The following is a 22,965-nucleotide window of genomic DNA, read 5'->3' as shown; positions in this document are numbered from 1 at the left end:
ATTTGGGGGATTATATATTGGGTTTTTATTGTTCCGAAATAATAATTAATATTGGGATTGATTGAAAAACATTTATTATGTATGATTGACAATAATGAAACACTTTACCTGATTGACTACATATTATAGATAAAACTGTTTATTTATGTGTAAGATGGTAAAAATATACTATCCCTAACTGGGTTTATTCAATATAATGAGGGAGCTATTATGTTAATTCGTTATAAGAAAACATTCGAAAAAATAGCCATGGGCTTATTGTCCTTTATGCCTACTGAAAAGGACTTAAAGAAACTCCAATTAACCATTAAGGAATATGAAACAGAAGAGAATTTACAGCTTTTTCTATGGAAGGAAGAAGATATTATCGGTCTTATTGGTGTTCAAATGAATGACCATGATTCTTCGCTTTTGATCCAGCATATTTCTGTCAATCCGTCACATCGTCACCAAGGGGTTGGGAAAAGAATGGTTAAATCGTTGAAGGATATGTATCCTGATAAGGATATAAATGCAAATGACAACACAGCACCATTTGTGGAAAAATGTGATTTTTGCTAATTTTAAGATGAGGCAGCGGTGCTTAACCGCTGCCTTTATTTTTTAGTGCTTTCATACGCTCTACTATTACAGGTGACCGGTCACGTAATTTATGTTTATGCACAATATATTCATCCTCAAGATTACTATTTTGCTCCCAGATAATTCCTAATTCATTACATTTCTTTAAACAGGCTTTTAAAAGAATGTGGTCGGAAACTGGCAAATTAATACTTTGATACCTTTCCTCTTTTTGGATTTGTGTAAGAAGTTTTGAAAGAAGAGGAAATAAAATACCCAAGTCCAGCCCCAGATTGCCTTGGTGGCCAGCCTTCAGCGATAAAATGGTAATGGCTTTTTCCAAGGTTCGATTAGCACCAATAAAATTTCCCCGCCGGTGATGATATCTCGATACAGCCAAAAGAATAAGTCCTACCCAGATAGAATCCTTTTCCCTCTCGTTTGAGTCTTTCCAGAACTCTTCTAAAATTTCATGACATTCAAAATAATCACGATCGCCATTAAAATGAGCTAAAAATTCAATATACTCCTTTGGGTACAAAATATCCCACCTCATTCCATATGATATGTACAGTTTAGCATACCTACAAAGAAAAAAGCCCGCTATCAAAAAACAGCAGGCCCTGGCTTTAGCTCTATTTTATTAGAACCAAGAAGCACCAACAATAACTAACAGAATGAATAGAACCACGATTAATGCAAAACCGCCGCCAAAACCGTAACCGCCATCAGACATATTCAAAAACCTCCTATATTGTTTTGTTATTCTTTTCACTCTCATCATATGTAGGGTCCTTGTCCAGTGTTATGGGCCAACATCACTTTTTAAATAAATGAGGAATGAATGAATTTTCTATTGGATAAGGCTATATGAATCCTCTATACTAATACTAGTCATAATTAAAATGAAATTTACTTTAAGGGTTCTGGTGAAAGATGATACACTATAATGTAAAAATTGATGCGTTTGAAGGACCATTGGATCTACTGCTTCATCTAATAAATAGGCTTGAAATTGATATATATGATATTCCTGTTGCCCAAATAACGGAGCAATATCTAATCTATATAAAAACTATGACAGAACTTAAATTGGATATTGCCAGTGAGTTTTTAGTCATGGCAGCCACTCTATTAGCAATAAAAAGTAAAATGTTATTACCAAAGCATGAAGAAGAAGTGGATGAATTTGATTCAGAAATGGGATACGAAGAAGACCCAAGGGATGAGCTTGTTGAAAGGCTGATTGAGTATCGTAAATACAAAGATGCCGCGCTTGATTTAAAGTCATTAGAGGAAGAGCGTGGACTAATGTATACGAAACCTCCGAGTGACCTTTCTGATTTGGCAAAGGACAAGCAGCCAGAAAAAACGGAATTAAATGTTACCCTTTATGATATGTTGGCTGCTCTCCAAAAACTATTACGAAGAAAAAAGCTGCAAAGACCATTGTCTACGAAGATAACGAGACAAGAAATATCGATTGAAACAAGAATGACTGAAATCATGAGTGAGTTAAAAAATTTAACAGGACGTAAAAATTTTTATGATTTATTTAGCATACCTGCTAAAGAACATATCGTAATCACGTTTTTGGCAGTATTAGAGCTTATTAAAAGAAATGAAATAGATGTAGAGCAACAGGAGAACTTTGGTGATATCTTTGTTTATTCTGTAAAGGAAGGAGAGAGAGGGTTTGGAGTTAATTAAGTGGCATAGTATCTTAGAGAGTCTTTTATTTGCGGCTGGTGATGAAGGACTTACCTTAAAGCATGTGGCAGAGGTCCTAGAGATAGAAGAACGAAAGGCCAGCGAAATTATTGAAGAATTGATACAAGCTTATGAAAAAAACACCGATCGGGGACTCATGGTCGTTGAACTCGCTGGTACGTATCAGCTAGCCACAAAAAAAGAAAATGCGGCCTACTTAAAAAGGCTGGTTGATTCACCTAATACTTCAGCTTTGTCCCAGGCAGCTTTGGAAACATTAGCGATTATTGCATATAAACAGCCCATTACTCGGACTGAAATTGAAGAGATACGTGGAGTTAAAACAGAAAGACCACTTCATACCTTAATGTCTAAGGCATTGATAAAAGAAGTGGGGAGGGCTGAAGGGACAGGAAGAGCTTACCTATATGGAACCACTAAGGAGTTTCTTGATTATTTTGGTTTGAAAAACATTGAGGAACTCCCTGCACTCCCTGATAGAGTCGAAGAAGAATATGTTCAGGAAGAAGCAGATCTATTTTTTGAAAAGTTTCAAGATACGTTTAATACTTAAAATCAACAGACAAATTTAACACAGCCAAAATCAAAACAATTCTTACTAATTGTGATAAAATAGGAATATATTTCAAAGGAATTAGAAGACTTAGTTAATGATTAAAGGGGATTGATTTATTTGTTCATAAAAGAATGTGCTGGGTACGAATTAGAAAAGGAAAAATCAAATACCTCAGAGGACTTCTTTAATAGAAGTGTAGTAACCTTTATCGACGGTTCCGAGGAAAAGACACTACATGTTTTATATGTACGATATTTTGATGAATTTATCCAAGAATTCACTCCTTATCAACAAGACCCAATTTTGACAAAAGACAATATCCAAGTTACTTTTAAGGATATTGTAGCCTTGGTGTGTTTAATAAAGAATCCGGGTTTGCGCAATAGAAAGCGGTTATATATTAACTCTAAACCAGAATTTACATCTTATTTTCAAGATATAGATTTTGATAAATTAACTGATGTCGTGCTTTCTGTAAAGCAAAATAATAAATTTGAACTCCGTTCCCCGCTTGACTATATTATACAAACGAGATAGTAAGGGCTAAAAAGAACTTAGAGGAGTGTAAGGATGGAAAATTCACTAGTTAAAACGCAGCTAAAAGATGTTGCAGGATTTTTATCCTCTACAAATCGTACATTAGAAGCTTTTTTAAATGAAATAACTATTTCACAAATGAAACAACAGGTAACAGGTGATGAGAACTATTATAAATTAATCTTATCGAATTTAAGAAAACTGTTGGTTTTTTGTGAAGAAGGCTTCGAGGCATGTTCAGTCATCTTGCAGAGCGTGCCATTTCAAAAAGCAGCTGCTGAAAAAATCCTTTTTCGAATTTTTCATCACTGTATCGAGGAATTTTTCTCACCTAAAAATGATGCGTGGTTTGAGGATAGTCGATCTGCATATACCGGAAAGAATTCAATTAAATTCTATAAAAGCGTGCCTGCAAGTATTCACAATTTAGTAAGTGGACTCGAGGGCGACTTTCAGGGATTTAGAGAAGAACTTGAATATTATGGAACAGATTATCGAACTAAAATGACCCAAACAAAATAACCATAAAAAATAAACTGTCCTTTATAAGGTCAGTTTTTTGTTTGGATAACCTTCAGTTGTTCATACATCCATGATCTTTTTCATACCTTTTAGTTAGATTCAAAATAAAGGATGTGATGAACATGAATCGATTTAGTGAGTACGTTCATGAAATTTTTGAATGGAATGAGGAAATGAAACGATTTCTAAGTTCAGATAATCTAAAGGATAACTTAGAGTTATGGGACCAGCTTGAACATTTCACTGAGCTGATAGAAAATACAAGTCAATCACTTAGCGATCATGACATGCTCAGTCTTCAGTCAAAAGCTGAGGAAATTCATGAACAAATGGAAAATTATTTTTCCCGTAAACAAGGCACCGGGACTATCTGGGTTGAGAATAAGTCAGTCCCTCCGGGGGGGCATAAACTACCAGAGCTTCCATATGCCTACAATGCACTTGAACCTCATATCTCGGAAGAAATCATGAGGCTGCACCATGATAAGCACCATCGCTCCTATGTAGATGGATTAAACAAGGCCGAATTAAGCCTAAAGAAGGCAAGAGAAAGCAATGATTTTTCCCTCATTAAGCATTGGTCACGCGAATTAGCATTTCATGGGTCAGGACATTACTTGCACACGATCTTTTGGAAAAACATGATTCCTAAGGGCGGAGGCAGCCCTCAGGGTCTTCTTAAAAGGGAAATTGACCAGTATTTTGGCAGTTTCGATAAATTTAAAAAGCAATTTTCAGAAGCCGCAAAACAGGTAGAAGGGGTCGGGTGGGCAATCCTCGTATGGTCACCCAGGGCGAGGCATCTTGAGGTATTGCAGTCAGAAAGACATATGTTGTTAACGCAATGGGATACCATTCCACTTCTTGTCCTAGATGTTTGGGAGCATGCTTATTATCTCCAGTATAAAAATAACAGGGGAGGCTATGTAGACAGTTGGTGGAATCTTGTAAACTGGAATGATGTAGAAATGAGATTTGATAAAGCTTCTGAGATTAAATGGCCAGCATTTTAACCTTAAGACAGTCAGCATGAAGCTGATTGTCTTTTCATTTTTAAAGACAAATTGTCATATCATGCCTTGTCCTGCATAAAATTTTAGAAAGCTAGTCTCAGAAAAGCGGAAGCGCCTTCGGAACAAGCATAGCTTGTTCTTTTAGGATTACTCTAAGGAGCTTTCCTTAGTGCCCAGGGGCGACAGGCCTAAGACAAGCCGGCGAGAAGGTCGATCTTTACCTTCTTGACGGATTGGTTTATGAACCCGAGCCCCTAGGCGCTGAAGCTAGAATTGTTAAAGAAGGGGACGAGGTAAACTTATGAGAATAATTTGGAAGCCAGTCATATTTGCCCTCATGGTCTCACTATTCATTACAAACATTCCTCAACAGGTGGATGCTTCCGTTTCCATAAGTGCACGAGGTGCAGTTCTAATGGAGCAAGAATCTGGGCGTATCCTATTTGAGAAAGATGCCCACACAAAAAGGAGGATCGCAAGTATTACAAAAATAATGACTGCGATTCTTGCAATCGAATCGGGTAAAATGAATGAATTAGTGAAAGTAAGTGAACAAGCTACTCGAGCAGAAGGTTCGTCCGTTTACTTAAAGCCAGGGGAAAAAATCCAGCTCGAGCATTTAGTATATGGCTTAATGTTAAGGTCAGGGAATGACACAGCAGTGGCCATTGCCGAACATGTCGGAGGAGGCTTAGATGGGTTTGTTTATATGATGAACCAGAAAGCGAAAGAAATAGGTATGCTAAATACACATTTTTCCAATCCACATGGACTTGATGACCATGAAGACCACTATTCAACAGCCTATGACATGGCGCTATTGACTAGGTATGCTATGAATAATAAAACATACAAAAAAATAGCTGGAACGAAGCAGTATAAAGCGCCAAATCCCACCGAAAATTGGGATCGCGAGTGGAAAAACAAAAATCGGTTACTTACAAAATACAAATATACGACTGGCGGTAAAACTGGGTATACAAAACGTGCAAAAAGAACCCTTGTTACTACAGCGGCCAACGGGGACATGAAATTAATTGCCGTAACTCTAAATGCACCGGATGACTGGAACGATCATATTGCTATGTATGAAAATGCTTTTAAAACCTATGATATGGCGGAAGTGTTGTCAAAAGGGAAACTAGATATCAAAACAAATAAGCTTTATCAAAAACATCTATATTTAAAAAACAGTGTTGTATACCCTGCAACGGATGAAGAAATGGACTTGTTTTCCATAAAATATAAACTGAATAAGCCTGATGAAGATTGGAACGAATCAAACCATAATGGGGAGGCTGTTGGAAAGGCACAAGTTTTCCTTGATGGAAAAGTGGTAAGAGAAACGCCAATATACTATCAGGGAAGTCCTGAGAAGAAGAAGGGACTATTGGATTCGTTAAAAGATATTTTTCTATCACTTATTGGTGTGAAACTAAATGGTTAACTATATCTGGGTTTTTATGACGATAGTGGGCATTATCTTCGCCATAATCAACGGGACACTGGAAGAAGTGAATAAGGCAATATTTGATGGGGCGAAGGAAGCAGTGACGCTTTGTATTGGGTTGATTAGCATTCTTGTATTTTGGCTGGGAATGATGCGGATTGCTGAGGAATCTGGTTTGTTAAAAAAATTGGCAAAGCTATTTCGCCCCTTAGTGAGCAGGTTATTTCCTGAGGTACCATCAAATCATCCTGCAATGGGGTATATATTGTCAAATATGATTGCGAATATGTTTGGATTGGGAAATGCTGCTACACCTCTTGGTATTAAAGCAATGGAGGAGCTAAAACAATTAAATGGCGGGAAGAATTCAGCAAGCAGGTCCATGGTTACCTTTTTGGCCATTAATACTGCGAGTATAACAATTATTCCTACAACCGTAATTGCGATTCGAATGAATTATCATTCTGCCTCCCCAACTGAGATAGTTGTACCAACATTAATTGCAACCATAATCTCCATGCTTGGTGCTGTAATGATTGACCGGTATTTTTATAATCGACGACGTCGTAAAGGATGAATAGAATGGAACTTCTTTCGCTTATTTCCCTTGGATTTATTCCAGTTTTAATCGGTTTTATTCTCTTATATGGAACATTTAAACAAGTTCCAACGTATGAGAGCTTTGTTGAAGGCGGGAAAGAGGGGATCAAAATTGCTGTCTCCATTATTCCGTTTCTTGTAGGTATGCTTGTAGCGATTACTGTTTTTCGTGCATCAGGTGCTTTAGAAGCACTAATGAATTGGATTAGACCTGCAATGGAAGCAATTGGAGTTCCAGCTGAAATCGTTCCCCTGATTTTAATTAGACCCATCTCTGGAACGGCTGCACTTGGTATGACTAGTGACTTAATTGCTGTCTATGGACCGGATTCCTTTATTGGAAGACTTGCCTCGGTATTGCAAGGGAGTACTGATACTACTTTTTATGTCCTAACCGTATATTTCGGTGCCGTTGGGATCAAAAAAATGGGAGATGCACTAAAAGTTGGACTTCTTGCAGATTTAGTTGGGATTATCGCAGCTATTTTTGTAGTGGTATTTGTATTTGGATCAAAGTAGCTGTATAGAAAGCGGGTTCCACTGGTAAAAATAGGAGCCCGCTTTTTTTATTTTTTCTGGATAAAATAGCCCTTGCTTTGAAAAAGGGCGATAATGTGTCATAATTCAGTAGGAAAGTATAACAAATTTGTTTCCTAGGTTAATTGTGGTGTTGTCACCCATAACTCCAAATAAGGTAAACAGCTGAGGTGGATCATAGTGGAAAGATTACAAAAAGTTATTGCACGAGCAGGAATCGCATCAAGAAGAAAATCAGAAGAGCTAATTAAAGAAGGTAAGGTCAAAGTTAATGGAAAAATTGTTACAGAACTTGGGATAAAAGTCACAAACTCTGACAGAGTTGAAGTGAATGGGATTCAGATTGAAAAAGAGGAACCTGTTTATTTCCTTTTATATAAACCACGCGGTGTTATTTCCAGTGTTAGCGATGATAAAGGAAGAAAGGTCGTAACTGATTTCTTCCCATACATTCAAGAAAGAATTTTTCCAGTCGGAAGACTAGATTTCGATACCTCGGGATTATTACTGTTAACGAACGACGGGGAGTTTGCGAATTTACTCATGCATCCCCGCAATCAAATTGATAAAGTTTATGTTGCGAAAACAAAGGGAATTCCCTCAAAAGAAAGCTTAAGAAAGTTAGAAAGAGGAATACATCTTGAAGATGGAAAAACTGCCCCGGCGAAAGTAAAAATACTTTCAGCTGATAAGCAAAAGCAAACTTCAATTATTGAAATAACCATTCATGAAGGACGGAATCGTCAAGTTAGGAGAATGTTTGAAGCAATTGGGCATGAAGTGCTAAAGCTAAAACGTGAGCGATATAGCTTTTTAACATTGCATGGTTTATCAGCTGGGGAAGCTAGACAGTTAACACATCATGAGGTAAAGCTATTACGAGGATTATCATTAGAGTCTACTAAAAAAAATTCATAAAGATGTCACATTTGCAGTTGATTGTTTTTACTATAGTTGCAGTGATAAGTGATATAATTTAGAAGAATTGTGACGATTTATTGAACTTTCAGGGAGGGAAGAACAATGAAAAAACGGCGATTAGTAATGAGGACGACCATTCTAGTTATTCTTGCTGCAGCCGTTACCTACACACTATATGCCAACCTGACAAAGGATAACCGTATGAAAGTAGAAGTGGGGAAACAAGCTCCAGACTTTGCCTTGGTTGATATGAATGGTGAGAAGCATAAGCTTTCTGATTATAAAGGTCAGGGTGTATTTTTAAATTTCTGGGGAACTTGGTGTAAGCCGTGTGAAGCAGAAATGCCTTATATAAATAATCAATATAACCATTTCAAAGATAGTGGGGTCCAAGTGTTGGCGGTTAATGTCAGTGAGTCAGAATTAGCTGTTAATCATTTTGCAGAACGCAAGAAACTAGATTTTCCAATTGTAATTGATACAGACGGACAGGTTCAAACAGCGTATGGCATAAATCCACTGCCTGCAACATTTTTGATTGATAAGGATGGGAAAGTGGTTAAATACCATACAGGAACGATGACTGAAAGAACGGTAAAGGAGTACATGGAGAAAATTAAACCTTAAGGGGTTGTAGGGAGTTTTAGCAATGAAAGATGTTAAATGTGAATGCGGCCATGTTAATCCACATGGAACCGTATTGTGTGAGGCATGCGGAAAAGTCCTAGATGAACAGTCAGAAGGTAAATCACTGCTGGATATGCGGTATGAAGGCAGTGCACGCCGCTCACAAACATATAATAAGTCCATTGTTGATAAAATATGGAACTTTTTTTCTTCCGTAAAGGTGGGTGTGTGGCTGATCGTTATCACCTTAGTTGCTTCGGCAGCTGGGACGATTCTTCCTCAGGAAATGTACATACCGCCAACGATGCCTGCAGCAGAATACTACAAAGATCAGTATGGCTGGTTTGGAGCATTATATTATGAATTAGGCTTGAATAATTTATATAGTTCTTGGTGGTATTTGGTATTAATAGCGATGATAGGTATTTCTCTTGTCATATGTAGTTTAGACAGGGTTGTACCATTGTATAAAGCACTAAAAGCACAAAGAGTAACGAGACACGAAGGATTTTTAAAGCGTCAACGTTTGTTTGGAATAAGCAAGAATGTTGATAAAAATGACTTAGAAGTAGTGAAACAGCGCTTAGAGTCTAAACGATACAATGTGAGAGAAGAAAATGGAGATTTGCTTGCTGAAAAAGGTCGTTTTTCACGATGGGGTCCATATGTGAACCATGTTGGATTAATCATCTTTTTAATTGGCGGTATGCTGCGATTTGTTCCTGGAATGTATATAGATAAAGTTCTATGGCTTCGTGAAGGCGAAACAAAAGTTGTCCCTGAAACAGATGGGCAATATTATGTGGCTAATGAAAAGTTTATCTTAGAAAATTACAATAAGGAAGAAGACAAAACATTCGAAGCTGCAATAGATCGTGCAGGAATGGTTGTTAAAAATTATCAAACTAACGCAGTACTTTATAAAAGAGTGGGTCCAGCAATACCTGGGGAACAGCCGGAATTAGAAAAGGTGAAAGAGCACAAAATTCGAGTAAATCAACCATTAAAATTTGAACAGTTTGCATTATATCAAGTAGACTACAAACTCGATGAATTGAACACAATGTCCTTCTCATTAACAAATAAAGAAACTGGCAAAACATTTGGAGACGTAAAAATAAGTCTTTATGACCCAGAACCAAAATATGACTTGGGGAATGGATATAGGGTTGAAGTGTTGAGCTTTTTCCCAGACTTTGAATTTGCAGAAAGCGGGGAGCCGACAACAAAATCACGGATACCCAATAATCCTGCTTTTGTTTTCAAAATGATTTCACCAGAAGCCCCTGAAGGAGAAACCAGTTTTGTTGCCATTCAACAAACCATTGAGCCTTTGGGTGATAACCAATATAAAATGGCTTTCAAAGGTATTGAAACCAAAAATGTTACAGCGTTAACCGTGCGTAAAGACTTGACCATTTGGATTATTGTTCTGGGCGGTATTATCTTTATGATTGGTGTTATTCAAGGAGCTTACTGGAACCATCGTAGAATTTGGGTGCAAACCAAAAATGGAGAAACTTGGATTGCTGCTCATACGAATAAAAATTGGTATGGGTTAAAAAAAGAAATTGAAACAGCACTATCTGAAACGAAAATTAATATTCCTGATGATCAAATTCAAAGAGTAGAAATGGATAAGGAGGGTGTCTAGTTGGTAACACTAAGTAGTAATTTACTTTATATTGCATTTATTCTTTATTTAATTGCGACCCTCTTCTTTGGTGGAGCTATAAAGGCTAAGAAGGATACTGGAGAAAAGAAAAATACTAATCGGTGGGGTAAAATCGCTGTCTTTTTAACCATTGTGGGCTTCGTTTCTCAGGTGGGATATTTTATTACAAGATGGATTGCAGCAGGACATGCACCTGTTAGTAATTTATTTGAATTTACAACCTTTTTTGGATTATGTCTTGTTGGTGCATTCATTGTTATTTATTTTATTTATCGGACACCTCTTCTTGGCTTGTTTACCATGCCAGTTGCCATACTCATCATTGCTTATGCCAGCATGTTTCCAAGAGATATATCGCCGTTAATACCTGCATTACAAAGTGACTGGCTCCATATTCATGTTACAACAGCAGCTTTAGGAGAAGCCATTCTGGCAATAAGCTTTGCAGCAGGATTAATTTATCTAGTAAAGGTTATTGACCAATCTAAAGCGAGTAAGCGAACATTTTGGCTTGAAGTGGTAATGTTTGGTTTAGTAACAACATTGGGATTTGTTCTTGTATCTACTCTATTTTCAGCTATGGATTATAAAGCAGAATTTAATTGGATCAATAAGAACGATCTCGAGGCAAAAATGGAATATACGATGCCAGCGATTACAGGACCTCATGAATGGGAGTTACTAACGGAAGGGAAGTTTGAACCGCTTGTTGAAATGCCTGCACTAATAAATGCAAAGAAATTAAATTCAGTTATTTGGTCATTTATTGGTGGATTAATTCTTTATGGTTTAATAAGATTAATTTTAAGAAAGCGGATTTCTGCAGCACTCCAGCCCTTAGTTAAAAACATTAACCTGGATTTTGTCGATGAAATAAGCTATCGTTCTGTATTGATTGGATTTCCGGTTTTTACTTTAGGTGCATTGATTTTTGCAATGATTTGGGCACAAATCGCATGGACCCGATTTTGGGGCTGGGACCCAAAAGAGGTTTGGGCATTAATTACTTGGTTGTTTTACGCAGCCTTTTTACACCTTCGTTTATCAAAGGGATGGCATGGTGAAAAGTCTGCATGGCTTGCAGTAATTGGTTTTGTGATCATTATGTTTAACTTGGTAGCGGTAAACCTTGTCATTGCAGGACTTCATTCATACGCTGGGTAAAACGATATAAAATTTATAGCCTTTACTTTTAGAGTTAAGGCTTTTTTTTTAAATTATTTAGTTTAGTTGTCAAAAATTTGACACTATTTATATGGACAATTTCTAATATGTATAGATTAAAATAGTCGCATTTTGTAAAATAACTGCATGGGGGGATTAATAATGGATAAAGACGTGAAAATTTTAGTAGTTGATGACGAGGAAAGAATTCGTCGTTTGTTAAAAATGTATTTAGAGCGTGAAGAATATATAATTGATGAAGCAGAGGATGGAAATGAAGCGTTAACGAAGGCGATTGCAAATGATTATGATGTAATCCTTTTAGACTTAATGATGCCCGGAAAAGATGGCATAGAGGTTTGTCGTGAATTAAGAGAGAAGAAAGCTACACCAGTTATCATGTTAACAGCTAAGGGTGAAGAGGTTAACCGTGTACAGGGATTCGAAGTCGGTACGGATGACTATATTGTTAAACCATTTAGTCCAAGGGAAGTTGTCCTGCGTGTTAAAGCCTTGTTAAGAAGAGCTTCTCAAACTAGTTATCTTCAAACAGAGACCACATCTAAGGATGTAATTGTTTTCCCTCATTTAACAATTGATAATGATGCACATAGAGTTTTGGCAGATAGTAAGGAAGTAAGCTTAACTCCAAAAGAATATGAATTACTATATTTCCTTGCAAAATCGCCTGATAAGGTGTTTGACCGTGAGCAATTATTGAAAGAAGTTTGGCATTATGAATTTTTTGGCGATCTTCGTACGGTTGATACACATGTTAAACGTTTGCGTGAAAAGTTAAATAAAGTCTCTGAGCAAGCTGCAAGAATGATTGTAACAGTTTGGGGAGTAGGCTACAAATTTGAGGTAGTTAATGAATGACCTTTTTACGGAGTGTAGTTGGTAAGCTTTGGCTTACTATCATATTTTTGGTTGCCTTTATCCTTTTCATCTTAACTGTCATGCTCTTAGAATTCTTCGAGAATAACAATATTACGGAAACCAAAAATACTCTAACTCATCAGGCTGAGAAAATAGCAAAAGTGTTGGAAAATCATCCAGATGAGCAATTCCCCTTGGGCTTAGAAATCTCATGGGAAATTATCGACGATGTTACCAAGTTGGTTATTATTAAAAATAAAAATGAAATATATTTCTCGCCTAACTCTGAAAACTCAGTAAAACTTTCTGTATCCGAAATACGTAATGACGAAGAATTATCGAAGGTCTTTGTGGAAGATATAACAGTTGAAAAGGTTTCAAAACTTCCAACAAGTCAAACAGAAAAAAATAATGCGAAATATTCGATAATCGGGGTACCGCTGCACATGGATGATGAACAAAATGGTGCGGTTTTCATCTATCAATCCTTAGAGGTAGTTCAAGAAACGACACATTCAACGACTAATTTTATATTACTCGTTGCGGGTGTTGCAATCATCTTAACCACTATTTTTGCATTCTTTTTATCTACAAGGATTACTGAACCATTAAGGAAAATGAGGGAAGCAGCCTTCGAAGTGGCAAGAGGTAAGTTTGATACGAAAGTACCAATTTTAACGCATGACGAAATTGGGGAACTGGCCACAGCGTTTAACCAAATGGGTCGGCAGTTAAAGTTCAATATGAATGCTCTTAGTCAGGAGAAGGAGCAGCTTGCAAGTATCCTAAGCAGTATGGCAGATGGAGTTATTACTTTCAACCGTGATGGGACGATCTTAATCACCAATCCTCCTGCGGACCGATTTTTACAATATTGGTACTATGAAAAAGGTGGGACTGGTACTGCCTCAGACGAAATTCCAACAGAAGCGATGAAGCTTTTTCAACAAGCGGTGGATACGGAGACAGAGCAAGCCGGGGAGATTTCTCTTCAAGGCCGTCATTGGGTTATTCTAGTCAGCCCGCTATACAGTAACCGTTTTATTCGGGGAGCTGTAGCTGTCCTAAGAGATATGACGGAAGAACGAGTATTAGAAAAAATGAGACAAGACTTTATTGCAAATGTTTCTCATGAGCTTAGAACACCGATTTCAATGTTACAGGGCTATAGTGAAGCCATTGTAGATGATATTGCAGAATCCCAGGAAGAGAAAAAAGAAATGGCGAAGGTCATTTATGACGAATCATTGCGAATGGGCCGCCTTGTCAATGAGCTTCTCGATCTCGCAAGAATGGAAGCTGGCCATATTCAATTAACGCTAGATGAGGTTAACTTAGAATCGTTTATGAATCGAATTGTTCATAAATTTCAAGGGCTTGTAAGGGAAAATGAAATACATCTAAGTGCTGATTTAGAGAAAGACATTCCTCCGATTTTATTTGACCCAGATCGGATTGAACAAGTACTTACCAATTTAATCGATAATGCCATAAGACATACTCCGCATGGCGGTTCAGTTATATTACTTGTTAAAAGAGATGATTTCGGCATTAAAGTAGAAGTATCCGATTCTGGTTCAGGTATACCAGAAGAAGATTTACCATTTGTATTTGAGCGTTTTTATAAAGCTGATAAGGCCCGTACGAGAGGAAGATCTGGTACAGGATTGGGACTTGCTATTGTAAAGCATATCATTGATGCACATCGAGGGCATATATCTGTGCGCAGTAAAATTGGACAAGGAACGACATTTACCTTCTTGCTTCCACGAAAATAAGAAAAAAATGGCGATTTCTCTTGATTCACGGGAAACATTTACCTGCGGAAGCACTAGATTAAAAACGTTAAACTCATCCATGGGATGGGTTTTTTGTTGTTTTAATACCTTCACTTTTTTTCATATAAAGTCTATATTTAATATGTGTAACTTTTTGTACATAAGGTTCGACTAATTATATGAACGGGGAGGGGAATGGGATGGACTCCGTTTTCGATGAATTATATCAAAAATATCATCATGATGTATTTCAATTTCTATTTTACATGGTAAGGAACAAAGAACAGGCAGAGGACCTCGTCCAGGAAGTTTATATTAGGGTTTTTAAATCCTACCAACGCTTTGAAGGAAAGAGCAGTGAAAAAACATGGCTATTTTCTATTGCGCGTAATGTTGCAATCGATTCATTTCGGAAACAAAAGGGATGGAAAGGCAGACTGCTTGAAAAATTTGATTGGTCTACTAATCAAGTAAAGGATGAATATCCGATACCAGAAGAAATAACGATACAAAAAGAAGAAGTTAAATGGATTTATCAATGTTTGAATCATTGTACGGTTGATCAACGATCTGTTATCATCTTACGTTTTTTGAACGATTTATCAATATTAGAAACTGCAGAGGCACTGGGTTGGACTGAAAGTAAAGTGAAAACCACTCAGCACCGTGCATTGAAAGTACTAAAAAAGCATATGGAAATATTTAATGAAAAGGAGGGCTCAGATAGTGAACAAGTCAGAGTGGAGCGATAAGCAGCTCGAAGAATTATTAAGGCAAATGCCGAAAATACAAGACCATCGCAATCCTCGTGACATTTATCAAAATCTTTTTATAAAAAAGAGGAAAAGACCTGCATGGTTAGTTCCTAGTTTTGCTACAGCTGCAGTGTTACTCCTTATTTTCTTATTAGGTCCTCAATTGTTCAATGGAACTGACTATTCTTTTGATACTGTAAAACAGGAGGAATCGTCTCTTGATCAGCAGAAAGGTCTTTCTGAAAATGATTCAGCAAATTTAATGACAAAAGAGGAAGCAACAGATAAATTAAATGCAGAATCTAAATTGTCTGTAACAGAAAATGACAAATCTGCTCTGTATGATTTTGAAGTAGGAAATGGGACAGTAATCACCTATTGGATTCCTGATGCTCAGGCTCAATTTTTAGTACCTGTTTCTATTCTTATAAATTCCGAAGCCGATAAGAAGGATTGGCTGACAAATTTCACTGAAACAATGGGGCAATTAGAAGAGGAGAAATGGGGTTTGACTGACTATTATCCCCTAAACGCAAGTTTTACATGGGATCCTAGTACTAATTCCGTCACTGTAGACGTACCTCAGGATCATAAGTATGGGCAAGGTTCTGCCGCGGAAAAGAACTTTTTAAGTTCATTGAACAATAACATTGCTTCGAATAGCCAGGCAAGTAAAATTAATTTCACTACAAACGGTCAGCCGGGAATAGAACTTGGAAATTATGGTTCTATTGAAGAAATAGACATTGAATCGGAAGGAAAACATGCTTATTTCTTTTATACACCCGATGGAATGGAAACCACCTTTTTAGTCCCTTCAACAGAATTGTATCAAGATATTAACGAAGCTTTTGACGCAATGAAGACAGGACAAAGTGATCTAAGGTTAAATACATCAATAGTGCCATCCTTTTCTTCTATGGAACTGACCGTAGAAAATGATCAATTAACTATTACCTTGGATAAAAACACCACAATGAAAAATGACCTAGAAACGATCCACTCATTCGATGCGATATTATTAACGGCTAAGGAATTTGGTATAGAGACTATAACCATTTTAAACGCTCCGATTCAACAATTAGGACCTTTTGATTTGTCACAGGAAATAAAAGTACCAGTAGCAGCCAATTATCGCCAGATCCAATAAATAACGTTAAAAAAGATTAATCTATCTAGGTTAATCTTTTTTAATGTATAAAAAACCATTTCTCTCCAAATTATAACAAGTATGCTTAACTGCTCAAACCAAACTATATGTTCTAAACAACAATTAGGAATCATATGGTATGTGGTAGTGAGGACTAGATTAAGGAGGAAAATAGTAAAATGCGAGACTACATAAGGCGGCTTTTAATCGCCGCAATTATGGCGCTTTTTGTCAGTTTATTATTTTTAGGAGGTAAACAGACAGAAGCGAGTATGCAAGATTCGAAAGAAATAAAAGCAGGATGGATATGGCCCACGGATGGTGTCATATCTGATACATATGGGACAAGGCATGGAACACATAAAGGAATCGATATTGCAGGAAGTTTAAATACGCCCATCGTGGCAGTAGAGGATGGGGTAGTGGGTAAATCCTATTACTCAAAAACATATGGAAATGTCATATTTATTGAGCACCCCAATAATTTTGTTACCGTTTATGCCCATTTAAATAATCGACTTGTAAATGAAGGTCAAGACATTAAACAGGGTGATAGAATCGGAACAATGGGAAGAACGGGCCAATCTACAGGTGTACATCTTCATTTTGAGAGCCATCAAATCGAATGGACGTTTGATAAGAAAAATGCGATAGACCCGGAGAGACTACTTGGGTATGCTGAAGTGGGTGTGGCAGTAAAAGAGGGAATGGCGGGAAATATAGAAAGCTTAGTTGCCAGTACCACTGTAAAAAACAACAAAGCCCATTATATTGTACAAGCAGGTGATACCTTAACTTCCATTGCAAAGAAAAGTAACCTTACCGTTTCAAAATTAAAAGAAGTTAACCAACTAAATTCTGATCTCATCCTGCCAGATCAAATTTTAGTTATTGATAAATAAAATGAACCTGCTTGCCATTATGGTCAGCAGGTTTATCCTGTGGCGGTTGAAGTTTAAATAAAAGAGGATTTGTCCTTAATAAGGGGTGCTTTGAGGACAAATCATGTAAAAGGGGTAAGAGGATTTGTCCTAAATCAGGGGGCTTGAGGACAAATCATGTAAAAGTGGTAAGAGGATTTGTCCTAAATCAGGGGGCTTGAGGACAAATCTCATAAAAGGGCAAAAAGATTTGTCCTTGTCAAGATTGTTATAAGTAATTTTTCTTTTCAAAATCCAATTTTATTAGTATAATGAAATGGAAATTAAATATCGATCTATCTTCGGGGCAGGGTGAAATTCCCGATCGGCGGTATTAGAGTAAAACTCTTGAGCCCGCGAGCCTTTATGGCAGGATTTGGTGAGATTCCAAAGCCGACAGTATAGTCTGGATGGGAGAAGATGGAGGTTCTGCGACGTTCAAAAATTGCTAGTCCTTTGAACGTTTATTAAGAGTGCCTTTGTAAACTCCCTCAAGAATTATTTTCTTGGGGTTTTTGTATTTTACTAGGACACCTTATCATTGCTGAACCTCTCTTCCTAACTTGATGGATCAAAAAGGAGAGAGGAAAATGACGAAAAGAATGAGTGTCAAAGCAATTGTAGCAATTGGAATGCTGAGCAGTATCGCCTATTTATTAATGCTGATAAATTTTCCGCTGCCGCTATTTCCAAATTTCTTATTGATTGATTTCAGCGATATTCCAGCATTAATCGCTGCATTAATTTTTGGTCCTGCAGCAGGTATATTAGTCAGTTTCTTCAAAAATGCACTCAATTATTTTGCTACTGGCAGTGCAACAGGAATCCCGGTAGGTCATATTGCAAATTTTCTGGCCGCTATCCTGTTTGTATTACCTACTTACTATGTATACAATAAAATGAAAACGAGAAAAGGGATGACTCTTGCACTCATAGTGGGGACCGTTAGTATGGCGGTAATGATGAGTATCTTAAATTACGTATTTATTTTACCGGCTTATACATCACTGTTAAAGTTTCCTGATATGCGTAATTTAGTCGTACCTGCTATCTTGCCTTTCAATATTTTAAAAGGGGTAATCATGTCCTCCATATTTATGTTGCTATTCATTAGAATGCAAACATGGATTAATAAATTAACGACCGTAAAAAGTGTATAAAATCGGTTAGAAATCAGATTCCTGCCTAGTTTCTTTTTAATTGCCAACATAAAACCCCCGCCATTTTGGCGGGGGTTTTATGTAACAATATTTTAAGACAAAATATTATTCGAATTTGGTTGCGTTTCCGTCGAATGGTTCGTCAGCAACTTTAATTGAATCTGTTGGACAGCCTTCAAATGCATCCATCATATCGTCAATTAAAACATCAGGGATTTCTACAATACCCTCGTTATCGTCAAGAGTTACAAATGCAATACCCTCATCGTCATAATCATAAATATCTGGTGCTGCTGCTCCGCATGCGCCGCATGCAATGCAAGTCTCTTTGTCAACAATTGTATACTTAGCCATGAAAAAATAACCTCCCAATAATATAACTTACTCACTTTTCCATAAAGAATTGGAAACGCATTACTCATTCCTATTGTAAGACTGTACGAGAAACTTTTCAATAGAAAAAATGCCTATAGATAGTGTATTACCGAATCTTCCACATTTTTTAGCATCATGTCATCCAGTTTCATGATAGAATAGGGAGTGAAAATTAGGTGAATTTGTCGATTATAAGCAAAAAAAGTGGTGGCATAGCATGGGGTATATTGAAATAATTATTTTGTATTGTTTAAAACAGTTAAATGGGGAAAGAACCATTTATTCCATCTTTCATCTTCTAAATGGAAAAAAATCATCGCAAACGCTCCAAGATGCCCATTTCTTTTCACTCAAGAAGTATTTTCGAATTCTTGAACCGTTAACACGCGATAATTTTGATCAAATTTTTAATACCATTCTAGAGAAGAAACTTGTGGAATCCTGCGGTGAACAAAGATTTCTACTTACCACAGCAGGAGAAGATTATTTACTCAATTACCCACAACCCCATTATATAAATGGCTGGAAATATCAACCCTACACTTTATTAGTATGGGAAAGACTATCCTTGCTAATTCAAGTAACATCTAACTTTACATTCCAAGAAACAAAATATATTCCTATCCAAAAAAATACCGAGGTTCATAACTGGTTAAAAAATTTTTTGAAATCTTGCTCCATACCAAAAAAAAACCTGGGGAAAATCCTCTACACAGAATTAATGTATTGTCTTGAGCAGGCTAAGGATATCAATCCTGCCGTACTGGTTTTTCGATTTACTGGATATCAGCAAATAGGTTTCACCTCTACGCAAGCTGCAAGGATGTTGAACAAAGATTCCGTACAGTATCATCTAGAATTTATTAATATCCTTCATTATTTGATTCAAATCGTTGAAAACGATCCTACTCGTTTTAAAGTATTATCGTCACTGATTATGAATCTAGAACAAAGTAATTCGTTAACTCTTTCTTCTCGCAAAACCTGGCTGCTCTTAAATCAAGGTTTTTCACTGGAGGAAATAGCAAGCATTCGGAATTTAAAAATAAGTACCATTGAAGATCATCTTGTAGAATTCGCATTAAATATAAAAGACTTTTCGATTAACAAGTTTGTAGAAGAAGAAATTCAAATGAAGATTTTAGAAATATCTAGAGAAAATGCTACTAAGCAGCTTAAAGTAATAAGAAACAGTTTAAAAACAGCTTCTTATTTTCAAATAAGGCTTGTTCTTGCAAAGTATGGTGATAGAAAATGGAGTTAGAAAAACTTTTATATAAATATTTTGGTTATCAGACGTTTAAAACTGGGCAAAAAGAAGTGATTGTGTCTCTGCTCGAAGGAAACCACACCATTGCAATGCTCCCGACAGGAACAGGTAAATCTTTATGCTACCAGCTGCCTGGATATATATTTGATGGTCAAGTTTTAATTATTTCTCCTCTATTATCTTTAATGCAGGATCAGGTGGAGCAGCTCATGAAATTTGGTGAGAAACGAGTAATTGCTTTAAACTCATTTCTAGATTCTGAAAAGAGAGGCTATGTATTAGGAAATTTAAATAAATACAAGTATATTTTTGTTTCTCCAGAAATGTTAAGCTTACCCTTTATTCTCAAAAGGTTACAAGCCCTTACTATATCTTTATTTGTGGTAGATGAGGCGCATTGTATTTCTCAATGGGGCTATGACTTCCGCCCTGATTATTCAAAGCTAGGAGAATTCCGTAAGAAACTTGGTAATCCGCTAACGCTTGCTTTAACAGCAACTGCAACCAAAAAGGTAAGAGAGGACATTATCCGATCCCTTGACTTACAGGAGTACACTAAAATTGAGTCTACCATTGATCGTCCTAATATTGCTTTTTATGTTGAAGAGGTACCGAACTACCATGATAAACAATCCCGTTTGATACAGTTAGTTCTTCAGCTTCAAAAGCCTGGAATTATTTACTTTTCAAGTAAAAAGGTTGCAGAACAAATGGCAACCTTGTTAGTTGAAAAGGGCATTAATAGGGTTTTGGCCTACCATGGAGGGTTAGAGCAGGAGCAAAGAATTTTGATTCAACAACAATTCATCCATGGACAACTTGATGTGATTTGTGCAACAAGTGCTTTTGGTATGGGGGTTAATAAAGAGGATATTCGATTTATTATCCACTATCATATGCCGATGCAAATTGAATCTTACCTGCAAGAGATTGGCAGAGCTGGGCGTGATGGTGAGGCAAGTATAGCAGTATTGCTTTACTCCCCAGGGGATGAACAGCTTCCTGTTCAACTGGCCGAAGGAGAACTGCCATCTGAATTACAAATTGACTGGCTGTTTTCACAATTTCCACAGCAAGAAATTCCTAATGATCATTTTCTGGATGGGAACCAGCATTTAAGAGAATATGGCGGTTTTTCAGAGGTCCAATGGCGTATTATATTGGACTTAATCAATAATTCTCAAGCCGTTTCAAATCTTGAAGAGATAAAGCATAGTTTGAAGAAATTTGTAAATGAAAGATTAACAGTAAAGAAAGATAGTATTTACTATATGAAAAAATGGATTAAGTCAAAATCATGTAGAAGAGTTGTCATTTTAGATTATTTTGAAGAAGATTCAGTTAACATGAAAACTAGTCATTGCTGCGATGTTTGCGGTGTTATGCTGGATCCATACAAAGCAATAGAAAGTGGTCAATCCAAACCAGCTAATGAAGGATGGCAGGATTATTTGGCCAATATTTTACTAAATAGTGAGTTGAGTGAATGAAAAATAAATATCAAGAATTAATTAAAGGATTATCCGACAAAGATCTTCTCTTTCATTTATACATGACCCAATTAATACTACTTGTTCTTACATTTATTTTAGGTATTATTTTATTTGATCATTTTTCATTTTTACAAGCAATTGATTTTTCAAATAGTAGATTTTTATTAATAGGTTTTCTTGCGGGATTAGCGGTAGTCTTTACAGACATATTTTTGATGAAATGGCTTCCGTCTTCTTATTACGATGATGGCGGTTTGAACGATAGAATATTCAAAAGGAGAAGTGTTCTTCACATTGCCTGGATTGCAGCAGTAGTTGCACTAAGTGAAGAATTACTGTTTCGGGGAGTTATTCAAACAAAGGTCGGACTTATTTTAGCAAGCCTCATTTTTGCCATTGTCCATTATCGCTACCTTTTTAATTGGTTTTTATTCTCTAATATTGTCATCATTAGTTTTTTAATTGGTTTCATATATGATTGGACAGGCAATTTAGCTGTGACAATTATGATGCATTTCACCATTGATTTTTTATTAGGCCTTTATATTAAATTTAGACGCACCATAGATGTCGGAGAAAAGGAGGGAATACTTCATGAATAAAGAAGAACCTTTCAGAAGCCAAGCTGAACGGCTAAAGCAGCGAATTGAAAAAATAAATGAAGAAACATCTGAAGTACGTGAACAATTACCACCTAGAGAAAGGATTCACAGGGAAAAGAGAAAAAAAACGAAATGGAAATTAAAGTATCCCGTTATTCGTATATTAGTTTTATTTTTTATTCTTCTTCCAATAGTTATATTTAGCGCTTATTCTTATCTTGAAGAAGGAAAAAAAGCGACCAAGAAAGTCTCTGGAGATTCTTCTGGTTACGAAGTCATTAATTTTGAAAAGTCGGAAACGGAAGGCACTTCAGAAAATAATGAGGAAGAAGAATCTGCCGCGGAAAATAATGATGAAGCTATCGAAGTGCAACAGACAGTTAATCCGGATACACAGGTTGAAGATTCAAATTCTGAACCAGTAAGTTTTAGCGGCCAAGGTACTGATAAGAATGTTGCTGCGCCAACGGAAACAGTCGTTTATCATACTGTTAAAAAGGGAGAAAATCTCTATCGTATTTCATTAAAATATTATCATTCTAAAGCTGGAGAGGAAGTTATTCGAAAAGCAAATAACTTAAAGGGGAATGAAATTTACTTAGGGCAAGTCTTAGAAATTCCTCTAACTAAGTAGCCGATCCATTTAGGACGGCTTTTTTTAATGCAATTTTTTTCATAATTTTACGGAC

General features: G+C 36.5%; 26 protein-coding genes and 1 riboswitch. Of the genes, 23 read left to right on the top strand and 3 right to left on the bottom strand.

Going from position 1 to position 22,965, the window contains the following annotated elements:
* The first annotated feature begins 210 nt into the window (after positions 1 to 210).
* Positions 211 to 561: a GNAT family N-acetyltransferase gene (locus AC2TFD_RS21475; RefSeq protein WP_335517452.1), complete on the top strand. Its 351-nt coding sequence runs from the start codon at positions 211 to 213 to the stop codon at positions 559 to 561.
* Between the two features lie 22 nt (positions 562 to 583).
* Here AC2TFD_RS21475 and AC2TFD_RS21470 read toward each other — a convergent pair whose 3' ends face one another.
* Together AC2TFD_RS21470 and AC2TFD_RS21465 are read right to left on the bottom strand one after the other, a co-directional pair.
* Complete coding sequence (locus AC2TFD_RS21470) at positions 584 to 1,102, bottom strand: DUF309 domain-containing protein (RefSeq protein ID WP_335517446.1); 519 nt, start codon at positions 1,100 to 1,102, stop codon at positions 584 to 586.
* A gap of 102 nt (positions 1,103 to 1,204) precedes the next feature.
* Complete coding sequence (locus tag AC2TFD_RS21465; protein WP_335409098.1) at positions 1,205 to 1,297, bottom strand: YjcZ family sporulation protein; 93 nt, start codon at positions 1,295 to 1,297, stop codon at positions 1,205 to 1,207.
* Between the two features lie 200 nt (positions 1,298 to 1,497).
* Between AC2TFD_RS21465 and AC2TFD_RS21460 the strand changes: the two genes are divergently transcribed.
* The 18 genes from AC2TFD_RS21460 to AC2TFD_RS21375 all read left to right on the top strand — a co-directional run bounded on the left by AC2TFD_RS21460 (position 1,498) and on the right by AC2TFD_RS21375 (position 18,536).
* Entirely contained in the window at positions 1,498 to 2,271 is a 774-nt protein-coding gene (locus AC2TFD_RS21460; protein WP_420489106.1) for a segregation/condensation protein A, read from the top strand.
* Positions 2,258 to 2,845: an SMC-Scp complex subunit ScpB gene (scpB, locus tag AC2TFD_RS21455; RefSeq protein WP_335517441.1), complete on the top strand. Its 588-nt coding sequence runs from the start codon at positions 2,258 to 2,260 to the stop codon at positions 2,843 to 2,845. Before AC2TFD_RS21460 ends, scpB begins: the two co-directional genes overlap by 14 nt.
* Before the next feature lie 120 nt (positions 2,846 to 2,965).
* Positions 2,966 to 3,385, top strand: a complete 420-nt coding sequence (locus AC2TFD_RS21450; protein WP_335517437.1) for a hypothetical protein — start codon at positions 2,966 to 2,968, stop codon at positions 3,383 to 3,385.
* A 33-nt stretch (positions 3,386 to 3,418) separates the two neighbouring features.
* Positions 3,419 to 3,907 (top strand): YpuI family protein, encoded by a 489-nt coding sequence (locus AC2TFD_RS21445; protein ID WP_335517434.1) that lies wholly within the window; start codon positions 3,419 to 3,421, stop codon positions 3,905 to 3,907.
* Positions 3,908 to 4,029: 122 nt separating this feature from the next.
* Positions 4,030 to 4,920: a superoxide dismutase gene (locus AC2TFD_RS21440; RefSeq protein ID WP_335517430.1), complete on the top strand. Its 891-nt coding sequence runs from the start codon at positions 4,030 to 4,032 to the stop codon at positions 4,918 to 4,920.
* Positions 4,921 to 5,221: 301 nt separating this feature from the next.
* Entirely contained in the window at positions 5,222 to 6,367 is a 1,146-nt protein-coding gene (locus AC2TFD_RS21435) for a D-alanyl-D-alanine carboxypeptidase family protein (protein WP_335517427.1), read from the top strand.
* Positions 6,360 to 6,947 (top strand): nucleoside recognition domain-containing protein, encoded by a 588-nt coding sequence (locus AC2TFD_RS21430; RefSeq protein WP_335517422.1) that lies wholly within the window; start codon positions 6,360 to 6,362, stop codon positions 6,945 to 6,947. Before AC2TFD_RS21435 ends, AC2TFD_RS21430 begins: the two co-directional genes overlap by 8 nt.
* 5 nt (positions 6,948 to 6,952) lie before the next feature.
* A complete protein-coding gene (locus AC2TFD_RS21425; protein WP_335517419.1) occupies positions 6,953 to 7,489 on the top strand; it encodes a spore maturation protein in 537 nt (178 codons plus the stop codon).
* 198 nt (positions 7,490 to 7,687) lie between these two features.
* On the top strand, positions 7,688 to 8,425 hold the full coding sequence (gene rluB, locus AC2TFD_RS21420) for a 23S rRNA pseudouridine(2605) synthase RluB (protein ID WP_335517416.1): 738 nt from the start codon (positions 7,688 to 7,690) through the stop codon (positions 8,423 to 8,425).
* 105 nt (positions 8,426 to 8,530) lie between these two features.
* The gene (gene resA / locus AC2TFD_RS21415) at positions 8,531 to 9,055 is read left to right on the top strand and encodes a thiol-disulfide oxidoreductase ResA (RefSeq protein ID WP_335517413.1); all 525 of its coding nucleotides are present in this window, start codon (positions 8,531 to 8,533) and stop codon (positions 9,053 to 9,055) included.
* 22 nt (positions 9,056 to 9,077) lie between these two features.
* A complete protein-coding gene (locus AC2TFD_RS21410; RefSeq protein WP_335567290.1) occupies positions 9,078 to 10,709 on the top strand; it encodes a cytochrome c biogenesis ResB family protein in 1,632 nt (543 codons plus the stop codon).
* Positions 10,710 to 11,894, top strand: coding sequence for a c-type cytochrome biogenesis protein CcsB (gene ccsB / locus AC2TFD_RS21405; RefSeq protein ID WP_484673922.1), 1,185 nt, complete (start codon positions 10,710 to 10,712; stop codon positions 11,892 to 11,894).
* Between the two features lie 162 nt (positions 11,895 to 12,056).
* A complete protein-coding gene (locus AC2TFD_RS21400) occupies positions 12,057 to 12,773 on the top strand; it encodes a response regulator (RefSeq protein ID WP_335518648.1) in 717 nt (238 codons plus the stop codon).
* Positions 12,770 to 14,551 carry an ATP-binding protein gene (locus tag AC2TFD_RS21395; RefSeq protein ID WP_335518645.1) on the top strand — a complete coding sequence of 594 codons (1,782 nt, stop codon included), beginning with the start codon at positions 12,770 to 12,772 and terminating at the stop codon, positions 14,549 to 14,551. Before AC2TFD_RS21400 ends, AC2TFD_RS21395 begins: the two co-directional genes overlap by 4 nt.
* 179 nt (positions 14,552 to 14,730) lie before the next feature.
* Positions 14,731 to 15,303 carry an RNA polymerase sigma factor SigX gene (gene sigX / locus AC2TFD_RS21390; RefSeq protein ID WP_335518643.1) on the top strand — a complete coding sequence of 191 codons (573 nt, stop codon included), beginning with the start codon at positions 14,731 to 14,733 and terminating at the stop codon, positions 15,301 to 15,303.
* The gene (locus AC2TFD_RS21385; RefSeq protein ID WP_335518640.1) at positions 15,278 to 16,456 is read left to right on the top strand and encodes a hypothetical protein; all 1,179 of its coding nucleotides are present in this window, start codon (positions 15,278 to 15,280) and stop codon (positions 16,454 to 16,456) included. The genes sigX and AC2TFD_RS21385 overlap by 26 nt, the downstream gene beginning before the upstream one ends.
* Positions 16,457 to 16,635: 179 nt before the next feature.
* Positions 16,636 to 17,358 (top strand): peptidoglycan DD-metalloendopeptidase family protein, encoded by a 723-nt coding sequence (locus AC2TFD_RS21380; protein WP_335518638.1) that lies wholly within the window; start codon positions 16,636 to 16,638, stop codon positions 17,356 to 17,358.
* A 312-nt stretch (positions 17,359 to 17,670) separates the two neighbouring features.
* A riboswitch (FMN riboswitch) is annotated at positions 17,671 to 17,802 on the top strand.
* A gap of 164 nt (positions 17,803 to 17,966) precedes the next feature.
* Complete coding sequence (locus AC2TFD_RS21375) at positions 17,967 to 18,536, top strand: ECF transporter S component (RefSeq protein ID WP_335518635.1); 570 nt, start codon at positions 17,967 to 17,969, stop codon at positions 18,534 to 18,536.
* 105 nt (positions 18,537 to 18,641) lie between these two features.
* Here AC2TFD_RS21375 and AC2TFD_RS21370 read toward each other — a convergent pair whose 3' ends face one another.
* A complete protein-coding gene (locus tag AC2TFD_RS21370) occupies positions 18,642 to 18,890 on the bottom strand; it encodes a ferredoxin (RefSeq protein WP_063251244.1) in 249 nt (82 codons plus the stop codon).
* Positions 18,891 to 19,128: 238 nt separating this feature from the next.
* On the opposite strand from AC2TFD_RS21370, the gene AC2TFD_RS21365 reads away from it, so the two are divergent.
* The 4 genes from AC2TFD_RS21365 to AC2TFD_RS21350 are packed head-to-tail and all read left to right on the top strand — an operon-like array spanning position 19,129 to position 22,910.
* Positions 19,129 to 20,175 carry a YpbB family protein gene (locus AC2TFD_RS21365; protein WP_484673921.1) on the top strand — a complete coding sequence of 349 codons (1,047 nt, stop codon included), beginning with the start codon at positions 19,129 to 19,131 and terminating at the stop codon, positions 20,173 to 20,175.
* A complete protein-coding gene (locus tag AC2TFD_RS21360) occupies positions 20,166 to 21,671 on the top strand; it encodes a RecQ family ATP-dependent DNA helicase (RefSeq protein WP_484673920.1) in 1,506 nt (501 codons plus the stop codon). Before AC2TFD_RS21365 ends, AC2TFD_RS21360 begins: the two co-directional genes overlap by 10 nt.
* The gene (locus AC2TFD_RS21355; RefSeq protein WP_335519758.1) at positions 21,668 to 22,276 is read left to right on the top strand and encodes a CPBP family intramembrane glutamic endopeptidase; all 609 of its coding nucleotides are present in this window, start codon (positions 21,668 to 21,670) and stop codon (positions 22,274 to 22,276) included. The genes AC2TFD_RS21360 and AC2TFD_RS21355 overlap by 4 nt, the downstream gene beginning before the upstream one ends.
* Complete coding sequence (locus AC2TFD_RS21350) at positions 22,269 to 22,910, top strand: LysM peptidoglycan-binding domain-containing protein (RefSeq protein ID WP_335567287.1); 642 nt, start codon at positions 22,269 to 22,271, stop codon at positions 22,908 to 22,910. Before AC2TFD_RS21355 ends, AC2TFD_RS21350 begins: the two co-directional genes overlap by 8 nt.
* Positions 22,911 to 22,965 lie beyond the last annotated feature (55 nt).

Source organism: Neobacillus sp. plas4, assembly GCF_057221695.1.
The sequence above is the reverse complement of the archived record's forward strand: the minus strand, read 5'-3'. Positions and strand labels throughout refer to the sequence as shown.

What these genes read in the sequence shown, in the direction of transcription:
- AC2TFD_RS21475 (WP_335517452.1), top strand. Translation starts at nt 211, where the DNA reads ATGTTAATTCGTTATAAGAAAACATTCGAAAAAATAGCCATGGGCTTA.
- AC2TFD_RS21465 (WP_335409098.1), bottom strand. Translation starts at nt 1,297, where the DNA reads ATGTCTGATGGCGGTTACGGTTTTGGCGGCGGTTTTGCATTAATCGTG.
- AC2TFD_RS21460 (WP_420489106.1), top strand. Translation starts at nt 1,498, where the DNA reads ATGATACACTATAATGTAAAAATTGATGCGTTTGAAGGACCATTGGAT.
- AC2TFD_RS21445 (WP_335517434.1), top strand. Translation starts at nt 3,419, where the DNA reads ATGGAAAATTCACTAGTTAAAACGCAGCTAAAAGATGTTGCAGGATTT.
- AC2TFD_RS21440 (WP_335517430.1), top strand. Translation starts at nt 4,030, where the DNA reads ATGAATCGATTTAGTGAGTACGTTCATGAAATTTTTGAATGGAATGAG.
- AC2TFD_RS21435 (WP_335517427.1), top strand. Translation starts at nt 5,222, where the DNA reads ATGAGAATAATTTGGAAGCCAGTCATATTTGCCCTCATGGTCTCACTA.
- AC2TFD_RS21430 (WP_335517422.1), top strand. Translation starts at nt 6,360, where the DNA reads ATGGTTAACTATATCTGGGTTTTTATGACGATAGTGGGCATTATCTTC.
- AC2TFD_RS21425 (WP_335517419.1), top strand. Translation starts at nt 6,953, where the DNA reads ATGGAACTTCTTTCGCTTATTTCCCTTGGATTTATTCCAGTTTTAATC.
- resA (WP_335517413.1), top strand. Translation starts at nt 8,531, where the DNA reads ATGAAAAAACGGCGATTAGTAATGAGGACGACCATTCTAGTTATTCTT.
- AC2TFD_RS21410 (WP_335567290.1), top strand. Translation starts at nt 9,078, where the DNA reads ATGAAAGATGTTAAATGTGAATGCGGCCATGTTAATCCACATGGAACC.
- AC2TFD_RS21400 (WP_335518648.1), top strand. Translation starts at nt 12,057, where the DNA reads ATGGATAAAGACGTGAAAATTTTAGTAGTTGATGACGAGGAAAGAATT.
- AC2TFD_RS21395 (WP_335518645.1), top strand. Translation starts at nt 12,770, where the DNA reads ATGACCTTTTTACGGAGTGTAGTTGGTAAGCTTTGGCTTACTATCATA.
- sigX (WP_335518643.1), top strand. Translation starts at nt 14,731, where the DNA reads ATGAACGGGGAGGGGAATGGGATGGACTCCGTTTTCGATGAATTATAT.
- AC2TFD_RS21380 (WP_335518638.1), top strand. Translation starts at nt 16,636, where the DNA reads ATGCGAGACTACATAAGGCGGCTTTTAATCGCCGCAATTATGGCGCTT.
- AC2TFD_RS21375 (WP_335518635.1), top strand. Translation starts at nt 17,967, where the DNA reads ATGACGAAAAGAATGAGTGTCAAAGCAATTGTAGCAATTGGAATGCTG.
- AC2TFD_RS21370 (WP_063251244.1), bottom strand. Translation starts at nt 18,890, where the DNA reads ATGGCTAAGTATACAATTGTTGACAAAGAGACTTGCATTGCATGCGGC.
- AC2TFD_RS21365 (WP_484673921.1), top strand. Translation starts at nt 19,129, where the DNA reads ATGGGGTATATTGAAATAATTATTTTGTATTGTTTAAAACAGTTAAAT.
- AC2TFD_RS21360 (WP_484673920.1), top strand. Translation starts at nt 20,166, where the DNA reads ATGGAGTTAGAAAAACTTTTATATAAATATTTTGGTTATCAGACGTTT.
- AC2TFD_RS21355 (WP_335519758.1), top strand. Translation starts at nt 21,668, where the DNA reads ATGAAAAATAAATATCAAGAATTAATTAAAGGATTATCCGACAAAGAT.
- AC2TFD_RS21350 (WP_335567287.1), top strand. Translation starts at nt 22,269, where the DNA reads ATGAATAAAGAAGAACCTTTCAGAAGCCAAGCTGAACGGCTAAAGCAG.